Here is a 16,060-nt window from a genome sequence, read left to right as displayed (position 1 = left end):
CGTCAGGCGAAAGGCCGGCCGCCGAAGCCGATCGGCGCCGGGGCGCATTCGACCAGGCGCGAAAACAGGGCCGAGAAGTCTTCCGAGGCGCCGTCCTTGCCCGAGTTCTCGGCCATTTCGGCAAGAAACTCCTGGTTAACCGCGGCCCAGTCCTCAGCCGTCAGATGGCGGCGGATCAGCGGCAGCACGATGTCTTCCTCGGCCATCATGTGGCTGCGGTAGAAGTCGGCGTAGCGGTCGAAGGCCGCGGCAAAGCCGGCGAAGCGGGTGGGATCGGCGACGAAATCAGCCAGCGCCCGGTCGAGGGCGGCGATGCGCTCCGGCGCAGCGGCATGCTGCACCGCCAGGTTGGCCAGGGCGTCAGCCCCTTCCGCCGTCCGTCCTTCGAGATACTTGAAGAGCAGGTCTTCCTTCGGGTGATGGCGCTTCTCGGCGTAGGCGTCGAGATAATGGACCATCGCCTGGAAGAGCTTGAGGTCCGGCTCAAGCCGGCCGGCGGCGACTTCCTTGAGCATGAAGCGGATGGCGTGCAGGATGGCGGCCAGCGCCTGGTGCTCGTCGGAAATGATGCGCAGTGCTTCCATGGGGGTTCTCCGTAATCCTTAAGTTGACAGCATTTCCTGATGCTTGCTGGCCAAGCCGAGGTAGCTTTCGATGACGCGCGGATCGCCGCGCAGCTGTTCGGCCTCGCCCTGCATCTTGACCTCGCCGTTTTCCAGCACGTAGGCGTAGTCGGCCACCTGCAGCGCGGCGCGGGCGTTCTGCTCGACCAGCAAGATGGATACGCCGCGCCGGCGCAGTTCGGCGATGATGCGGAAAATCTCGCGGACGATCAGCGGCGCCAGGCCGAGGCTGGGCTCGTCGAGCATCAAGAGCTTGGGCTTGGCCATCAGCGCCCGGCCGACCGCCAGCATCTGGCGCTCGCCGCCGGACATCGTGCCGGCCGCCTGGTGGCGGCGCTCCTTGAGCCGGGGAAAGAGCGCGAAGACGTCCTCTATCGTTTCCAGATGGTCGCGATGGCCGTGCCGGCTGCGCTGGAAGGCGCCGAGCAGCAGATTGTCCTCGATGCTCATGGTGCCGAACAGCTCGCGCTTTTCCGGCACCAGGTTCATGCCGCGGACGACCATGCGTTCGACTTCCGGCACCTGCTCGATGCTGCCGTCGAAGGCAACCTGGCCGGAAGACGGCAGCAGGCCCATGATCGCCGACAGCGTCGTCGTTTTGCCGGCGCCGTTCGGGCCGATCACGGTGACGATCTTGCCCTCGCCGACTTCCAGGCTGATCTTGCTGACCGCCTCGACCTTGCCGTAGGCGACTGAAAGGTCTTTGACTTCCAATACGTTCGTACTCATGCCGCGACGCCCCCTAAATAGGCTTCCAAAACCGCCGGATCGCTTTGCACCTCTTCCGGCAAGCCGGTGGCGATCTCTTCGCCGAATTCCATGACCACGACGCGGTCGACCAGGCTCATCACGAAATCCATGTCGTGTTCGACGATCAGCACCGCCATACCTTCCGATTTCAGGCGCTTCAGGAGGTCGGACAGCGCCTGCTTTTCCTTGAAGCGCAGGCCGGCTGCCGGTTCGTCGAGCAGGAGCAGGCAGGGGTCGGAACACAGGGCGCGGGCGATTTCGAGGATACGCTGCTGGCCGAGGGCCAGGCTGCCGGCCTCGACATGCATGTATTCGCCGAGCCCGACCCGTTCGACCTGGATCGCCGCTTCGCGCAGCACGCGGGCTTCCTCGGCCCGGTCCAGGCGCCAGGCGGCCGCCAAGACCCCCTGGCTGCCGCGCATGTGGGCGCCAATGGCGACGTTCTCCAGCACGCTCATGGTGGGCAGCAGCAGCACGTGCTGGAAAGTCCGGCTCATGCCAAGGGCGGCGATTTCCCGCGAACTGTGGCCGGCCACCGGCTGGCCGCGGAACAAGATCTCGCCGGAAGTCGGCGTATCGACACCGGAGAGCAGGTTGAACATCGTGCTCTTGCCCGCACCGTTCGGGCCGATCAGGGCGAGGATTTCGCCAGCCTGAACATGCAGGCTCATGTTGTTGTTAGCGACCAGGCCACCGAACTTGCGGGTCACCGCCCGCGCTTCGAGGATCACCTCGCCATGCGGCGGCTGGGCCTTCCTGGGCAGCGGTTCGGCAGCGACGTCGACCACCTTCGGCTCGTGGCGCACCGGCACCAGGCGGGCGAGCAGCGGCCACAGCCCGTCGCGGGCCCGATGCAGGACGACGATCATCAGCAGGCCGAAGACGATGACTTCGAAATGCCCGGCCGAGCCGAACAGCTTGGGCAGGATGTCCTGCAGCCACTGCTTGAGGACGGTGATCACCCCGGCCCCGACCAGGGCGCCCCAGACCTGCCCGGCGCCGCCGACGACGGCCATGAACAGGTACTCGATGCCGATGTGCAGGCCGAACGGCGTCGGATTGACGAAGCGCTGCAGGTGGGCATAGAGCCAGCCAGCGGCGCAGGCGTGCAGCGCGGCGATGACGAAGATCACCATGCGGGCGCGCGAGGTATCGACGCCCATCGCCTCGGCCATCACCATGCCCCCCTTGAGCGCCCGGATGGCGCGGCCTTCGCGCGAGTCGAGCAGGTTCTTGGTGGTGAACAGGGCGGCCAGCACGAAGGCCCAGACCAGATAGTAGTAATGCCGGTTATCGAGCAATTCGACACCGAAAATATTGATCGCCGGCAGGTTGGAGAGGCCGGCATGGCCGCCGAGGAATTCCATGTTGCCGAACAGGAAGAACAGGCTGATGCCCCAGGCCATGGTGCCGAGCGGCAGGTAGTGGCCGGACAGCTTCAGGGTGAAGGAGCCGAGGACGATCGCCACCGTCGCTGTCAGCGCCAGGCCGACGAGCAGCGCCGCCCACGGCGAACCGCCGATAAAGGACAACCAGGCCGGCAGTTCGCCGCCGCTGGTCAGCCAGGCCGTGGTGTAGGCGCCGAGGCCGACGAAGGCCGCCTGACCGAAGGAGGTCAGACCGCCGACGCCGGTCAGCAGGACCAGGCCGAGGGCGACCAGGGCCGAGAGGCCGACGTAGTTGAGCAGCGTGACGTAGAACTCGGGCAGGACCAGCGGCGCCAGCAGCAGCGCGCCGAGGAAGACGGCCAACGCCAGGCGCGGGCTGATCCAGCCGTCACGCCGGGCCGCCGTCACGACATGCGCCGTTTCCTCTTCCTCGACATGATGGGTGGACCACGATAGCCAGACCAGCACCGGGATGATCAGCGAGAACACCAGCACGTCCTTGAAGGCGCTGGCCCAGAAGGAGGAGAAGGATTCGAGCAGGCCGACGACGACGGCACCGGCCGCCGCCAGCGGGTAGCTGGCGAGGCCGCCGATGATCGCAGCGACGAAGCCCTTCAAGCCGATCAGGAAACCGCTGTCGTAATAGATGGTGGTCAGCGGCGCGACCAGGAGGCCGGACAGCGTGCCGATCAGGGCCGCGAAGAAGAAGGTCTGGCGGCCGGCCAAGGCCGGCGAAATGCCCATCAGGCGGGCGCCGTTGCGGTTGATGGCGGTGGCGCGCAGGGCCTTGCCGGCCAGCGTGCGGTCGAAATACAGATAGAGGCCGACGATCAGCGCCAGCGAGGCGGCCAGCACGACCAGGGTATGGCCGCCGACCAGCAGCGAACCGACCGCGACCTGCGCCTCGCTGAACGGCGCCGTGCGCGAGCCTTCCGGCCCGAAGATCAGCAGGCCGAGGCCGACCATCAGCAGATGCAGGGCGACCGAGACAATGAGCAGGACCAGCACCGGCGCTTCGGCCACCGGCTGGAAGGTGACGCGGTAGATCATCGGCCCCATGGGCACGACGATGGCCAGCGCCAGCAGCGCTTTCGCCAGATGCGGCAATTCCGCCAGCGGCAGCACCCAGAGCAGGCCGGCGACGGCCAGCGGATAGGCGAGATTCCAGAGCAGTGACTTGCCGAGCTGGCGGCGCCCGGGCTTGGCGGCGACAAGGTCGGCGCCCAGGGTCAGCACACCGGCGCCAAGCAGCAGCCAGACGGTGCCGGGGTAATGGCCGGCTTCCAGGGCCGCCATGGTCAGCGCTCCCCAGGCGAGGAATTCGCCTTGCGGGATGAAGATGATCCGGGTGACGGCAAAGACCAGGACCAGCGCCAGTGCCAGCAAGCCATAGATGGCACCATTGGTGACGCCATCCTGAGCCAGCAGGGCGAAGATTTCAGCATCCATGAAGGACTCCAGTGCGACCTTGGCGGTCGCCGATCAAAACAGGGCAAAAGCCGGGCCGACAGCGTGCCGGCCCGACATCGTCAGACGGCCAGTCCGCGTTCGCGGGCCATGGTCATGGCGGTGTCCTCGATCATGTCCTCCTGGCCGCCGACCATGCCCCGGCGGCCGAGTTCGACCAGGATGTCGCGGGCCGGGACGCCGTATTTCACGGCGGCGCGCTTGGCGAAGAGCAGGAAGGAGCCATAGACCCCGGCATAGCCCAGGGTCAGCGCATCGCGGTCGATACGGATAGGGAAGTCCATGATCGGCACGACGAGGTCTTCGGCGACGTCGGTGATCTTCGCGACATCGACGCCGGTCTCGATGCCCATCAGGCTGCACACGGCAATCAGCACTTCCATCGGCGTGTTGCCGGCCCGGCGCCGAGGCCGGCGGCTGCCGCATCGATGCGGTTGGCCCCGACTTCGATGGCGGCGATCGAGTTGGCGATGCCCATCGCCAGGTTGTGGTGGCCATGGAAACCGAGTTCAGTTTCCGGCTTGAGGGCTTGGCGGACCGCCCCCAGGCGTTCCTTGACGCCATCCGGCAGCAGGTGGCCGGCCGAGTCGGTGACGTAGATGCAGTTGGCACCATAACCTTCCATGAGCTTGGCCTGCTTGACCAGGCCTTCGGCACTGTTCATGTGGCTCATCATCAGGAAGCCGACGGTGTCCATGTCGAGTTTGCGGGCCATGGTGATGTGCTGCTCCGAGACATCGGCCTCGGTGCAGTGGGTGGCGACGCGGATGGTGTGCACGCCGAGGTCTCTGGCCATCTTGAGGTGGTCGACGGTGCCGATGCCGGGCAGCAGCAGGGCCGAGACCTTGGCCTGTTGCATTTTCGGGATGACGGCGCCGAGATACTCTTCGTCGGTATGGGCCGGGAAGCCGTAATTGACCGAGGAGCCGCCCAGGCCATCGCCGTGGGTGACTTCGATCAGCGGCACGCCGGCTTCATCGAGGCCGCTGGCGATGGCGATCATCTGGTCGAGGGTCATCTGGTGACGCTTGGGGTGCATGCCGTCGCGCAGCGTCATGTCGTGGACGGTAACGATCTTGCCTTTGAGATTCATGGTTTTCTCCTGGGGTTCGCGGGGCGCGCTCAGTGGGCGCCGCAGCCGGCGGTCTTGGCGACGCCGACGGTATCGACCGCTTCGAGGGTCAGCCGCCCGTTGAGGATTTCCTCGGCGAACATTTCGGCGGTGCGGGCGGCAGCGGCAGTCATGATGTCGAGGTTGCCGGCGTAGGTCGGCAGGAAGTCGCCGAGGCCCTGGACTTCGAGGAAGACCGAGACGCGGTTGCCGTCGAAGACCGGGCCATTGACCAGGCGGTAACCCGGCACGTAGCGCTGGACTTCGGCAATCATGGTCAGGATGGAGTCGGTGATCCGCGCCTGGTCGGGTGTTTCTTCGGTCAGGCAGTGCACGGTGTCGCGCATGATGAGCGGCGGTTCGGCCGGGTTGATGATGATGATCGCCTTGCCCTTTTCGGCGCCGCCGACCTGCTCGATGGCGCCCGAGGTGGTGCGGGTGAATTCGTCGATGTTCTTGCGCGTGCCGGGGCCGGCGCTCTTCGAGCTGATGGTGGCGACGATCTCGCCGTACTTGACCTTCTGGACGCGGGAGATGGCGGCGACCATCGGGATGGTGGCCTGCCCGCCGCAGGTAACCATGTTGACGTTCATTTTCTTTTGCCCGACCAGTTCCCGGAGATTGACCGGCGGCACGCAGTAGGGGCCGATGGCGGCCGGCGTCAGGTCGATCATCAGGACGCCCAGGGCGTTTAGCTTCCGGGTGTTCTCGACATGGACGTAGGCCGAGGTGGCGTCGAAGGCGATCTGCACGCCGTCGGCCAGGACGTGCGGCAGCAGACCGTCGACGCCTTCCGACGTGACTTTGAGGCCCATTTCGGCGGCGCGCTTCAGGCCTTCGGATTCGGGATCGATGCCGACCATCCAGGCCGGTTCGAGGAAGGGGCTGCGCTTCAATTTGTAGAGCAGGTCGGTGCCGATATTGCCGGGACCGATCAGCGCGCATTTGATTTTTCTCATTGCATTCTCCGTGGGGATGTTGATTTCAGGCGAACAGGGCGCTGACCGTACCGAGGCCGTCGATGCGGACATCGAAGCGACCCGGCTCGGTTACCGCGACCATCGGCCCGAGGGCGCCGGTCAGCACGATGTCGCCGGCCTGCAGCGGGCGGCCGCAGCGGACCATGACGTCGGCCAGCCAGATCGCGGCGTTCAGCGGGCTGCCCAGGCAGGCCCGGCCATTGCCGCGCGAGACGACTTCCTCGCCGCGCTTCATTTCCATGGCGCAGGCGGTGAGATCGAGATCGCTCAACTTCACCGGCCGACCGCCGAGCACGAAGAGGCCGCTCGAGGCGTTGTCGGCTACGGTATCGACGAAACGGATGTTCCATTTCTCGATCCGGCTGTCGACGATCTCGATGGCGGGCAGCGCGTATTCGGTGGCGCGGATCAGATCGGCATAGGTATGCCGTTCATGGGTCAGGTCGCGGCCGATGACCAGCGCGACTTCGGCTTCGACCTTGGGCTGGATCAGGCGATTCAGAGCGACCACCTCGCCGTCGCCGACCGCCATGTCGGCGAACAGCATGCCGAAGTCGGGCTGGTCGACGCCGAGTTGGGCCTGCACGGCGAGCGAGGTCAGGCCGATCTTGCGGCCGACCAGGCGGCGGCCTTCGGCCAGCCAGGCCTGGGTGTTGACCTCCTGCACGGCGTAGGCAGCCTCCGGGCTGGTCAGGGCCAGGCGCTCGCGCAGCGGGGCGATCGGCTGGCGGCTGGCGACCGCCGCCTTGAGCAGGGCGGCGGCCGATTGGGTGGTGAGAATGGCGTCACTCATTACTTCACCAGCTTCCAGTGATTGTTCTCGACCTTGATCAGCACGATGCTGCTCGCGTCGTAGCCGGCGTGGTCGTTGGCGGCCATGGTGTAGACGCCGTTGGTGCCGACCAGCTTGCTGGTCTTCTCGATGCCATCGCGCAGGGCGGCGCGGAATTCCGGCGTACCAGCCTTGGTCTTGCCCTTCTGGGCGCCGACGATGGCGTTCTGGAGCAGCAGCCAGGCATCCCAGGAGGCGCCGGCGAAGGTCGAGCGGGAATCCGGACCGTTCTTGGCTTCCAGATCCTTGACGAAGGCGACGCCGTTCTTCTTGGCCGGGTGACTGTCCGGCAGTTGCTCGGCGACCAGCACCGGGCCGACCGGGATCAGCGCCCCTTCAACCGACTTGCCGCCGACGCGCAGGAATTCCTTGCTGGTCACGCCATGCGATTGATAAATCTTGCCCTTGAAGCCGCGCTCGCGCAGGGTGATCTGCGGCATCGCGGCCGGCGTGCCGGAAGCGCCGACGAAGACGACGTCCGGCTTGGCGGCCATGATCTTCAGGACCTGGGCCTGGACACTCGGGTCGGCCCGGCCGTAACGCTCCGAGGCGACGATGTTGAGCTTGCCTTCGCCGGCCTTGGTCAGCGCCTTCAAGAGCAGTTCGCCCCAGGAATCCGAGAAGCCGATGAAGCCCACCGTCTTGGCGCCGTTCTCGACCATGTCGGCGACGATGCGCTGGACCATGAGGTCGGCCGAGGGCTCGCTGCGGAAGACGTAGCCGCGCTTATCGCCGGCGACGTCGAGGGGGGCGACGGAGATCATCGGTGTTTTCTCGGCATTGGCGACATCGGCCATGGCGACGGCGGTGCTGATCAGGTTGGGGCCGAGGATGGCGTCGACCTTGTCTTCGGAAATCAGCTTGCGGACGTTCTTGACGGCGCTGGTCGGGTCGGTGCCGTCGTCGAGCAGGATGTAATTGACCTTCTCGCCGCCGACCGTGGCCGGGAACAGGGCGACCGCCTTCTTGGTCTCGGCGCCGAGCGCCGCGGCCGGGCCGGTCAGCGAGGCGATGATGCCGACGTTGATGTCGGCGAAGGCCGGGGCGGCGGCCAGGGCGGCGATGGTCAGGACCAGCAGTTTGTCCAGTTTCATTGTTGTCTCCTCAGGGGGTGTCGGATGCCGCTGGGCGGCTTACTGCGGAATGCGGCGGAAGCCGCCGTTCAGGTAGATCAGGGCCTCGCCGTCGTTGCGCTCGCAGGTGGCGAGCACTTCGCAGAGGAAGGCGTGGTGGGTGCTTTCGTCAAACACCTTGATGACGCGACAGTCGAAATTGGCCAGCGTGCCGTCGAGCGCCGGGGCGCCGGTGGTCAGTTCGCGCCAGCGGCCGTGCTCGAAGCGGGCGTCGCCGTGCACCTCCTTGACCATGCCGGCGAAGACCTTGGCGACCTCCTCCTGGTCGCCGGCCAGGACATTGATGCAGAGCGCGCCGCTGTTGCGGATGACCTCGCTGGCCGCGACATTCTTGTTGACGAAGACGACCAGGCGGGGCGGATCGGCCGTCACCGAACAGACCGCGGTGGCGGTCAGGCCAGCGCGCTGTTCGCCGTCGCGGGCAGTGATGATGGTGACGCCGACGGCGAAGTGGCGCATGCCGTAGCGATGATCGTCGGAGGTCACGGTCGGCACCTCGGCCAGCCGGGCGTTCGGCGTCCAGTCCAGCAACTGGTTGATTTGTGCGTTCATGGCCGGCAGCTCACTGGTATTGCGTCGTTGCCGCCGGCTTGGCGCCGAACGGGTTGGGTTGGGGCAGCGGGTTGCCGAGCAGCTGGCCGCCCAGGAGGTCGCCGATGTTGTCCTGGTTCTGGGTGATGTGATTGGCTCCGACCAGGATGTCGCGCATCTGGCGCTGCATCGGGCAGTTCATCCAGACGCCGCGGGTCGAGGTCTTCTTGAAGATCATGTGGGCCGCCTCGAAGCACTCGCCGCCGGTGAACTGGTTGGTCGCGAAGTGGCGGATGCGCAGATCGAGCGGCACCATCTGCCCCTTGGAAGCAAAGCTCCAGGCCTCTTCAGTGTTCTGGATAACACGCGAGGAGGCGCCAACGATCTTGGCATAGGCCTCGCCCAGCTTGCCCTTGATGAACGGATCGTTAACCGCCGCACCGACGGCCTGGTTGAGGTTCTGGCGCGGCACCATGTGCTCGATGTAGAGGTCGACCATGCCGCGGGCCATGCCGATGATCACTGACGAAACTGCGGCGTAGAAGACATAGAAGAACGGCATCTTGTACAGATTCTCGACCCCGCCGTGCGAATGCTCGTCGTAGGCGCCGATTGCGTGGCTGCGGTAGTCGGGGACGAAGACGTCCTTGATCACCAGCTTCTTGGAGCCGGTGCCGCCCAGGCCGACGACGAACCAGTCGTCGACGATCTCGAAGTCGCTGCGCTGGATCCAGAAGGAGCGGAAGACCAGTTCGCCGTTTTCCTCGACGCGGCCGCCAACGAAGGCGCCACCGGCCGCATGGTCGCATCCGCTGGAGGTCAGCCAGTCGCCGTTGAGCTTGTAGCCGCCTTCGACCTTGGCGACCGTTCCGAACGGCGCGTAGGAGGAGGACACGAGCTTGGTGTTGTCCTCGCCCCACAGTTCGTCACCCACCGTGTGCGGCAGCAGGCCCACTTCAAATGGATGGACGCCGAGCACCATGACGTTCCAGGCACTGGACGGGCAGCCGCGGGCCAGTTCCATGAGCACCTTGTTCAGCACGTTGGGGTTCATTTCGTAGCCGCCCCAGCGCTTGGGCTGGAGAATCCTGAAGAAGCCGGCATCCTTGAAGGCCTGGATGACCGTCGGGGAAACCATGCGGTTCTTTTCGCATTCCGCGGCCTGGGCGCGCAGCATGGGAATCATGTCGTGGGCGCGCTGGACGATTTCGGCTTCGCTGGGGATTTCGACGGCGAACTTTTCAATCTTGCTCATGTTGGGTCTCCTGAATTTGATAGACGTGTTTCGTTAAGCGGCGCGGATTCAGCAGGAATCAGCACAATTCGGCGCTGATCACGCCGTAACCGGCAATCCACTCGTTGATCGGACGGTAGTAGTCCTGGCGAGCGTGGTAGGAACCCGCGGCGGCCAGGGCCGAGAAGGCAGCGACCCAGGTGCGGATTTCGTGCGTCGAGCGGCCCGCGGCGCGGGAGATTTCCTCGATCTTGAAGTTGTCGATTTCAGCCAGGCGGCCTTCCACCAGCAGGTCCATGAAGGCCAGGTCCCATTCGGTGTTGAGCGGCGTCAGCGGGCATTCGGCGGTGCCGAAAATCTTGCCGGTGGCGATGGTGCGCGCCTGACGGGCGGCGCGGAATTCGGGCGTCGGGTTGCGGCCGGCGATCAGGAAGTTGGCGACCTCCTCCGGCGCATCGGCGAGCAGCGGTACCGGCGGTTCGTGCGAGAGGCCGCCGGTACCGAGGATCAGCACGCGCTTGTTGAGCTTGGCGATGAACTGGCCGACCGCTTCACCGAGCTTGCGGATGCGGCGATAGGGACCGAAGGGCGGCGCCACCGAATTGATGATGATGGGAATCACCGGGTAGCGGGTCAGGCTGCCGGTCAGTTCTTCCAGGGTCTGGGTGCAGCCGTGATCGACCTGCAGGCGGTGCGAGATGGCGATATCGATGTCGCTGTCGAGGATGAACTTAGCCATCTCCAGCGCCAGCCCCTGGTCGACCGCGAGCGGCCCGGGCAGCGTCTGGTAATCGGCCACCGAGTCGGCTGCCGTGGCGATGACGAAGGGCGGCATCAGGTCATAGAACAGGCCGTTGTAGTGATCCGGCGCAAAAACGACGATCAGCTCGGGATCGAAGGCTTCGACTTCGGCCCGCGAGCGGGAGAGAATGGCATCGACTTCACTGACGACGTCGGCGCCGGGATCGTTCAGGCCGCGCAGCGGGGTGTGGGACAGGCATTTCAGCTTGATGCTCATGAATGCTCCTTGATCTGTGGATTCAGGCAAGCCGCTCCCGGCGGGAACCGCGAGGTTCCCGAGCGCAAGGGCCGAAATTTTGTGGGGTGAGTGGCGAAGGACGGGGCCGGACTTGTCGGCTACCCGGTATCGCTTGTGCAGTCAGTCAGTTTCATCTTCGTCTCCACGCCGTTTTAGTTGATGGAGCGATTCTAGGGAGATGCAAGCGCCGGAGAAAATTTATCTCCGCAATGTTCACAATATGCACAACATTGTTTTTGAAATATGTTTTCAGTACAAAACGGGAAAACCATGCGTCCATCGAGCGGTGCCGCCTACCGGCACGTCCAGGGCCTGAGCCGCGGGCTGGCCATCCTGCAGGCGATCAACCGCTCACCCGACGGCTGGGCGAAGATCGCCGAACTGAGCACGACGACCGGCCTGCACCGGACAACCGTCCGCCGCCTGCTCGAAACCCTGCAGGCCGAAGGCTACGTCCGGCGCAGCGCCTCGGACGACAGCTACCGCCTGAACCAGAAAATCCGCCAGCTCAGCGACGGCTTCACCGACGACGAATGGATTTCGGAAGTCGCCAATCCGGTACTCGGCGAACTGCTGCAGAAGCTGGTCTGGCCTTCAGACCTGTGCACCCTCGACGGCGACTGCATGCTGGTGCGCGAGACCACCCACCGCTTCAGCCCCCTCTCCTTCCACCGGGCGATGATCCGCCAGCGCATGCCGGTCCTGTTCACCTCGGCCGGCCGGGCCTATCTCGCCTTCTGCAGCGCCGAGGAGCGGCAGCAGATCCTCCGCCTGCTGGTCGCCGGCAACGACGAACAGGCCAACTTCGCCCGCAACCGCGTGCTGGTCGAGCAGATGCTGGAGAAGGTCCGCCGCCAGGGCTACGCGACCAACGACGGTGAATGGCACCAGCAACAGAAAATCGCCGCCCTCGCCGTCCCGATCCGCCACAAGGACCAAGTCCTGGCCAGCATCAACGTGGTTTACCTGAGAAAGGCGATGAGCACGGCGGAAGCGGTCGAGCGCTATCTGCCGGAACTGAATGCCGCCGTGACCAAGATCGAAGCCCGCCTGAACGAAATGGAGACGCTGGTTCAAGCCGACCATGCCGAGCCTGCCGCCTGATGACAGGTGGCGGCCAACGTGGCTCAGCTCGCGGCCCTGGCCCATGCCGTATTGCAGGGACAAGAAAGGGAACTTCCATGCCCGAAAGCGACACGTAAACACATAGGCCGTCGACAGCGTCACTCATTGCGAGCGGCGGCGGCCCGTACACCGCACGCAAGCCACCCAAAGGAGAACACAATGAAAACCCTTCAGCGTCTTCTTGCCATCCTTCTCAGCCTGAGCCTGGTCAATGCGATGATGTTCCAGACGGCCTATGCCGGAATGATCTCCACCGAGGAGGTCGCCCGCCTGGCCAGTGTCGATCAGGCGGCGTCCGGCCATGTCCGCCTGACGGCTGCGCTGGCCCGCGCCGACGTTCGTGCCGAAATGGCGCGCCTGGGGGTCGATCCAGCGCTCGCCGTCGAACGAGTCGCCGCGCTGACCGACGAAGAGGCAGCCAACCTTGCCGACCGAATCGATAGCGCCCCCGCCGGGGCAGATGGCGGCGGGATCATCGGTGCGCTGGTGCTGATCTTTCTCGTATTGCTGTTCACCGACATCATGGGGTGGACCAAGATATTTCCGTTCACGCGTTCGATCCGCTGACCAAGGCGTGACTTCGTTAACCGGCTCGCCGGCACGGGAGCGACGGGGGATTGCGCCCGCCGCCCTGGCGTTGCTAGCGCTGTTACTGCTCGGCGGGTGCGCCACCCCGAATGCGCAGTACCAGCGAGAGCACTTCCCCGACCTGCCGTCACGTGCCGAGTTGGCGGATACCCCATTTTTCGCTGACGACAGCCATTATTGCGGTCCGGCAGCACTCGCCACGAGCTTGACGGCGGCCGGCCTGCCGGTAAGCCCCGACACCCTGATCGGCGAAGTCTTCCTGCCCGGCCGGCAAGGGTCGCTGCAGATCGAGATGCTGGCCGGTGCCCGTCGTCACGGGGCGGTGGCAACGCTTATTCCGGGCACCACGGATGCGCTGTTGCGCGAAATTGCGGCCGGCCATCCGGTGGTCGTGCTGCAAAACCTCGGCCTGTCGTGGATTCCATCGTGGCATTACGCCGTGGCAATCGGCTACGACCTCGAAGCCGGGCATCTGCTGTTGCGCTCCGGGCCGTTGAAACGTCAGGAAGTCAGCCTGCGGACTTTCGAATACACCTGGAATCGCAGCCAGCACTGGGCGTTCGTCACGCTGCCGCCGGGCCGCCTGCCGGCGACGGCCAGCGAGCCCGAGGTGACGCGTGCCCTGGTCGCCTTCGAGCGCAACGGCGCGGCCAAGGCCGCGGCCGAGGCCTATCGCAGCGCCCTCGAACGCTGGCCCGACAACCTTACGCTGGCGATGGGGCTGGGCAACGCCCTGCATGCTGCGGGCGACAAGCGCGGCGCCGAGGCGGTCTTTCGCCGGGTAGCCGAAGAACACGATCTGCCGGCGGCCCACAACAACCGCGCCCGCGTGCTGCTCGAACTGGGGCAAGGCACGGAAGCGCGCCTGGCGGCGGAACGAGGTCTGGCCGTTGCCGGGCCGTTACGCCCGACCTTGCTCGAAACCCTGGAAGCCATCGAAGCCGCAGCGTCTCGATGAAGGCGCTGGTCCGCGCCGGCAGCAGGTAGCGACCCTGTGGACGCACCAGACGACTACGGTCGGCAGGCGCGATTCCGCCAAGCAAAATAACTGAAAATTAATTGGAACGTGTGGAAACGCGTCTGCGTCTAATTCGTACCCCGAGAAGCTTGGGGTATTCCCAAGGAGAAAGATCATGAAAGAAAAAATCATCGGTCGTCTAGGACGCGGAATCGCATTAACCGCTGTTGCAGCTTTTGGCATGGCTAGCGTGGCCCATGCTGATATGGCCAAGCACTACAATGAAGGGGGTATTTCGACTCCCGGATATTTCAGCAGTATGGGTTCTGGTGACAGCTCTGCGACGTTTGACCAAACCCAATATGACCAAGTCAATCTTGGCCCCCTGAGTTCAACCCTGTGGGCTCCAAAACGTGGCGCACAAGGCCCGATTCGTGGCGAAGAACCCAGCGCAACGAGCATGCTCAACCGCGACATCGAACGCCGCCTTGGCCCGATTGGCGGACGTGACACTCCGTGACCACTAGGTCACAAAAACGCTAAGCCGGACTAAATAATGAGGCCGCCCAGTTGCGGCCTCTTGTATTTGCCACGTCCCATTCACTTCCCCCTGGACAACGTCGCCCGCAGCATCTCGATAAAAGCGGTAGTCCGCGCCGGCAGCAGGCGGCGGCCCGGGGTGACGCACCAGAGGGTGACGGTCGGCAGGCACCATTCGGGCAGTACGCGCTGAAGCAGGCCCTGTTCCAGCATTTTTTCGGCAAAACGCTCGTCGAGCGCGACGATGCCCATGCCGTGCGCCGCGAGGTCGCGCTGCAGGCCGGGGAATTGACGGCCAGCGGGCCATTCGGTAGCCCTTCCCAGGTCTCGGTGCCGCGCGCCAGGCGCCACGGCTGGGCTTCACCGTTGCCGCCGATCAGGCGCAGGCCGACGTGATCGAGCAGGTCGGGTGGGCTGGCCGGGATGCCATAGCGTTTCAGGTAGGCCGGGCTGGCGTAGAGGCCGTTCGTCATTTCGCACAGCTTGCGGGCGACCAGCGTGCCGTCGTCGGGCAGCCGGCTGGCAGCGCGCACGGCGAGGTCGAAGCGTTCGGCCAACAGATCGACACGGCGCGGCGAGAGATCGAGTTCCAGGCGCACTTCCGGGTAACTCGCGGCATATTGCAGCAGCAAGGGGGTCAGATCCAACTCGCGAAAATCGGGCGGCATCGAAACCCGCAACACGCCGCGCGGCGTGCCTTGCCGATGCAGCGCCATGGCCGAGGCGGCTTCGGTTTCCTCGAGCAGGCGCTTGGCGTGATCGAGAATGCGCTCGCCGAACTCGGTGATCGCCAGGCGGCGGGTGCTGCGCGTCAGCAGGCGCTCGCCGAGCTTGGTTTCGAGCGCCGTAATGCGCCGCGACAGGGTCGATTTCGGCAGACCGGTGCGTTCCGCCGCCTTGGAAAAGCTGCCGGCCTCCATGATGTGGGCGAAGAGGATCAGGTCGTTGGCATCGAGGCTCATGGGCATCCTTATTGTTTCATTTACGGAACAATCATACCCATTTAAACGGCTTCCGGCCCACAAATTCAGCCAATAGAATGAGCTCCATGGTTACGGCAGATGCCGGCCTCGCTCCCCACCCCAACCCTGGAGAAAACGATCATGAAAATCCTGCAAATCAACGCCAGCGCCCGTTCCGCCGGTTCCAACTCGACCCGTCTGGCCGATACCGTCACCGCCCGCCTGCTGGCACAAAACCCCGATGCCGTCGTCGACCTACGCGACCTGGCCGCCAACCCGCACCCGGTGCTCGACGAACCGGCGCTCGGTGCCTTGTTCACCCCGGCCGAACAGCGCACGCCGGAACAGGCGGCCCGCGTCGCCCTCGACGATGCGCTGATCGCCCAGGTCCAGGCGGCCGACGCCATCGTGCTCGGCGTGCCGATGTACAACTTCGGCGTGCCGGTGCAACTGAAGACCTGGATCGACGCCATCGCCCGTTCCGGCGTCACTTTCCGCTACACCGCGAACGGTCCGGAAGGCCTGCTCAAGGGCAAGAAGGTCTATGTCGCCCTGGCCCGCGGCGGCCTCTACCGCGACACCCCGGCCGATTCGCAGACGCCGTATTTGAAGAGCGTGCTCGCCTTCCTCGGCATGACCAACGTCGAGTTCATCTTCGCCGAAGGTCTGGCCATGGGCGCCGAGTCCGCGACCAAGGCTTTCGCCGAGGCCGAGGCACGAATCGACGAAATCTTTGCCTAAACCGATAGGCCAAGGCGGTAGCCCGCGCTGCCGTCTCCACCATCAGGAGCCCACGATC

14 protein-coding genes and 3 pseudogenes are annotated in these 16,060 nt (G+C 65.1%); 5 read left to right on the top strand and 12 right to left on the bottom strand.

Going from position 1 to position 16,060, the window contains the following annotated elements:
* Nucleotides 1-2: 2 nt before the first annotated feature.
* The 11 genes and pseudogenes from NQE15_RS09785 to NQE15_RS09735 form a co-directional block, all read right to left on the bottom strand.
* Entirely contained in the window at nt 3-584 is a 582-nt protein-coding gene (locus NQE15_RS09785) for a hemerythrin domain-containing protein (RefSeq protein ID WP_265949194.1), read from the bottom strand.
* 18 nt (nt 585-602) lie between these two features.
* Entirely contained in the window at nt 603-1,352 is a 750-nt protein-coding gene (locus NQE15_RS09780) for an ABC transporter ATP-binding protein (RefSeq protein ID WP_265949191.1), read from the bottom strand.
* Nucleotides 1,349-3,142 (bottom strand): branched-chain amino acid ABC transporter ATP-binding protein/permease, encoded by a 1,794-nt coding sequence (locus tag NQE15_RS09775; RefSeq protein ID WP_265950220.1) that lies wholly within the window; start codon nt 3,140-3,142, stop codon nt 1,349-1,351. Before NQE15_RS09775 ends, NQE15_RS09780 begins: the two co-directional genes overlap by 4 nt.
* A gap of 39 nt (nt 3,143-3,181) precedes the next feature.
* Nucleotides 3,182-4,210: pseudogene (locus tag NQE15_RS09770) on the bottom strand (branched-chain amino acid ABC transporter permease); the annotation flags it as partial.
* Between the two features lie 80 nt (nt 4,211-4,290).
* A pseudogene (gene dmpG / locus NQE15_RS09765) lies at nt 4,291-5,321 on the bottom strand (4-hydroxy-2-oxovalerate aldolase).
* Nucleotides 5,322-5,350: 29 nt separating this feature from the next.
* Nucleotides 5,351-6,298: an acetaldehyde dehydrogenase (acetylating) gene (locus NQE15_RS09760; protein ID WP_265949188.1), complete on the bottom strand. Its 948-nt coding sequence runs from the start codon at nt 6,296-6,298 to the stop codon at nt 5,351-5,353.
* A gap of 25 nt (nt 6,299-6,323) precedes the next feature.
* Complete coding sequence (gene mhpD, locus NQE15_RS09755) at nt 6,324-7,112, bottom strand: 2-keto-4-pentenoate hydratase (RefSeq protein WP_265949186.1); 789 nt, start codon at nt 7,110-7,112, stop codon at nt 6,324-6,326.
* Nucleotides 7,112-8,245 carry an ABC transporter substrate-binding protein gene (locus NQE15_RS09750; RefSeq protein ID WP_265949184.1) on the bottom strand — a complete coding sequence of 378 codons (1,134 nt, stop codon included), beginning with the start codon at nt 8,243-8,245 and terminating at the stop codon, nt 7,112-7,114. The genes mhpD and NQE15_RS09750 overlap by 1 nt, the downstream gene beginning before the upstream one ends.
* Before the next feature lie 39 nt (nt 8,246-8,284).
* Nucleotides 8,285-8,836: a flavin reductase family protein gene (locus NQE15_RS09745; protein WP_265949181.1), complete on the bottom strand. Its 552-nt coding sequence runs from the start codon at nt 8,834-8,836 to the stop codon at nt 8,285-8,287.
* Between the two features lie 10 nt (nt 8,837-8,846).
* On the bottom strand, nt 8,847-10,070 hold the full coding sequence (locus NQE15_RS09740; protein ID WP_265949178.1) for an acyl-CoA dehydrogenase family protein: 1,224 nt from the start codon (nt 10,068-10,070) through the stop codon (nt 8,847-8,849).
* Between the two features lie 58 nt (nt 10,071-10,128).
* Nucleotides 10,129-11,067 carry a 3-carboxyethylcatechol 2,3-dioxygenase gene (locus tag NQE15_RS09735; RefSeq protein WP_265949176.1) on the bottom strand — a complete coding sequence of 313 codons (939 nt, stop codon included), beginning with the start codon at nt 11,065-11,067 and terminating at the stop codon, nt 10,129-10,131.
* Between the two features lie 291 nt (nt 11,068-11,358).
* Here NQE15_RS09735 and NQE15_RS09730 point away from each other — a divergent pair, with 291 nt between their 5' ends.
* The 4 genes from NQE15_RS09730 (at nt 11,359) to NQE15_RS09715 (ending at nt 14,279) form a co-directional block, all read left to right on the top strand.
* The gene (locus tag NQE15_RS09730; protein ID WP_265949174.1) at nt 11,359-12,192 is read left to right on the top strand and encodes a DNA-binding transcriptional regulator; all 834 of its coding nucleotides are present in this window, start codon (nt 11,359-11,361) and stop codon (nt 12,190-12,192) included.
* A 180-nt stretch (nt 12,193-12,372) separates the two neighbouring features.
* On the top strand, nt 12,373-12,780 hold the full coding sequence (locus NQE15_RS09725; protein ID WP_265949171.1) for a PA2779 family protein: 408 nt from the start codon (nt 12,373-12,375) through the stop codon (nt 12,778-12,780).
* Nucleotides 12,781-12,787: 7 nt separating this feature from the next.
* A complete protein-coding gene (locus tag NQE15_RS09720) occupies nt 12,788-13,759 on the top strand; it encodes a PA2778 family cysteine peptidase (protein WP_265949168.1) in 972 nt (323 codons plus the stop codon).
* Between the two features lie 175 nt (nt 13,760-13,934).
* Nucleotides 13,935-14,279: a hypothetical protein gene (locus NQE15_RS09715; RefSeq protein WP_265949165.1), complete on the top strand. Its 345-nt coding sequence runs from the start codon at nt 13,935-13,937 to the stop codon at nt 14,277-14,279.
* A gap of 80 nt (nt 14,280-14,359) precedes the next feature.
* On the opposite strand, the pseudogene NQE15_RS09710 reads toward NQE15_RS09715, so the two are convergent.
* A pseudogene (locus NQE15_RS09710) lies at nt 14,360-15,261 on the bottom strand (LysR substrate-binding domain-containing protein).
* 141 nt (nt 15,262-15,402) lie between these two features.
* Here NQE15_RS09710 and NQE15_RS09705 point away from each other — a divergent pair.
* Nucleotides 15,403-16,002, top strand: a complete 600-nt coding sequence (locus tag NQE15_RS09705) for an FMN-dependent NADH-azoreductase (protein WP_265949163.1) — start codon at nt 15,403-15,405, stop codon at nt 16,000-16,002.
* The last annotated feature ends 58 nt before the right edge of the window (nt 16,003-16,060 follow it).

The organism is Dechloromonas sp. A34, assembly GCF_026261605.1.
Lineage (GTDB): Bacteria > Pseudomonadota > Gammaproteobacteria > Burkholderiales > Rhodocyclaceae > Azonexus.
The sequence above is the reverse complement of the archived record's forward strand: the minus strand, read 5'-3'. Positions and strand labels throughout refer to the sequence as shown.

Excerpts from the sequence above, each read along its gene's own strand:
- NQE15_RS09785 (WP_265949194.1), bottom strand. The coding sequence starts at position 584 with ATGGAAGCACTGCGCATCATTTCCGACGAGCACCAGGCGCTGGCCGCC.
- NQE15_RS09780 (WP_265949191.1), bottom strand. The coding sequence starts at position 1,352 with ATGAGTACGAACGTATTGGAAGTCAAAGACCTTTCAGTCGCCTACGGC.
- NQE15_RS09760 (WP_265949188.1), bottom strand. The coding sequence starts at position 6,298 with ATGAGAAAAATCAAATGCGCGCTGATCGGTCCCGGCAATATCGGCACC.
- mhpD (WP_265949186.1), bottom strand. The coding sequence starts at position 7,112 with ATGAGTGACGCCATTCTCACCACCCAATCGGCCGCCGCCCTGCTCAAG.
- NQE15_RS09750 (WP_265949184.1), bottom strand. The coding sequence starts at position 8,245 with ATGAAACTGGACAAACTGCTGGTCCTGACCATCGCCGCCCTGGCCGCC.
- NQE15_RS09745 (WP_265949181.1), bottom strand. The coding sequence starts at position 8,836 with ATGAACGCACAAATCAACCAGTTGCTGGACTGGACGCCGAACGCCCGG.
- NQE15_RS09740 (WP_265949178.1), bottom strand. The coding sequence starts at position 10,070 with ATGAGCAAGATTGAAAAGTTCGCCGTCGAAATCCCCAGCGAAGCCGAA.
- NQE15_RS09735 (WP_265949176.1), bottom strand. The coding sequence starts at position 11,067 with ATGAGCATCAAGCTGAAATGCCTGTCCCACACCCCGCTGCGCGGCCTG.
- NQE15_RS09730 (WP_265949174.1), top strand. The coding sequence starts at position 11,359 with ATGCGTCCATCGAGCGGTGCCGCCTACCGGCACGTCCAGGGCCTGAGC.
- NQE15_RS09725 (WP_265949171.1), top strand. The coding sequence starts at position 12,373 with ATGAAAACCCTTCAGCGTCTTCTTGCCATCCTTCTCAGCCTGAGCCTG.
- NQE15_RS09715 (WP_265949165.1), top strand. The coding sequence starts at position 13,935 with ATGAAAGAAAAAATCATCGGTCGTCTAGGACGCGGAATCGCATTAACC.
- NQE15_RS09705 (WP_265949163.1), top strand. The coding sequence starts at position 15,403 with ATGAAAATCCTGCAAATCAACGCCAGCGCCCGTTCCGCCGGTTCCAAC.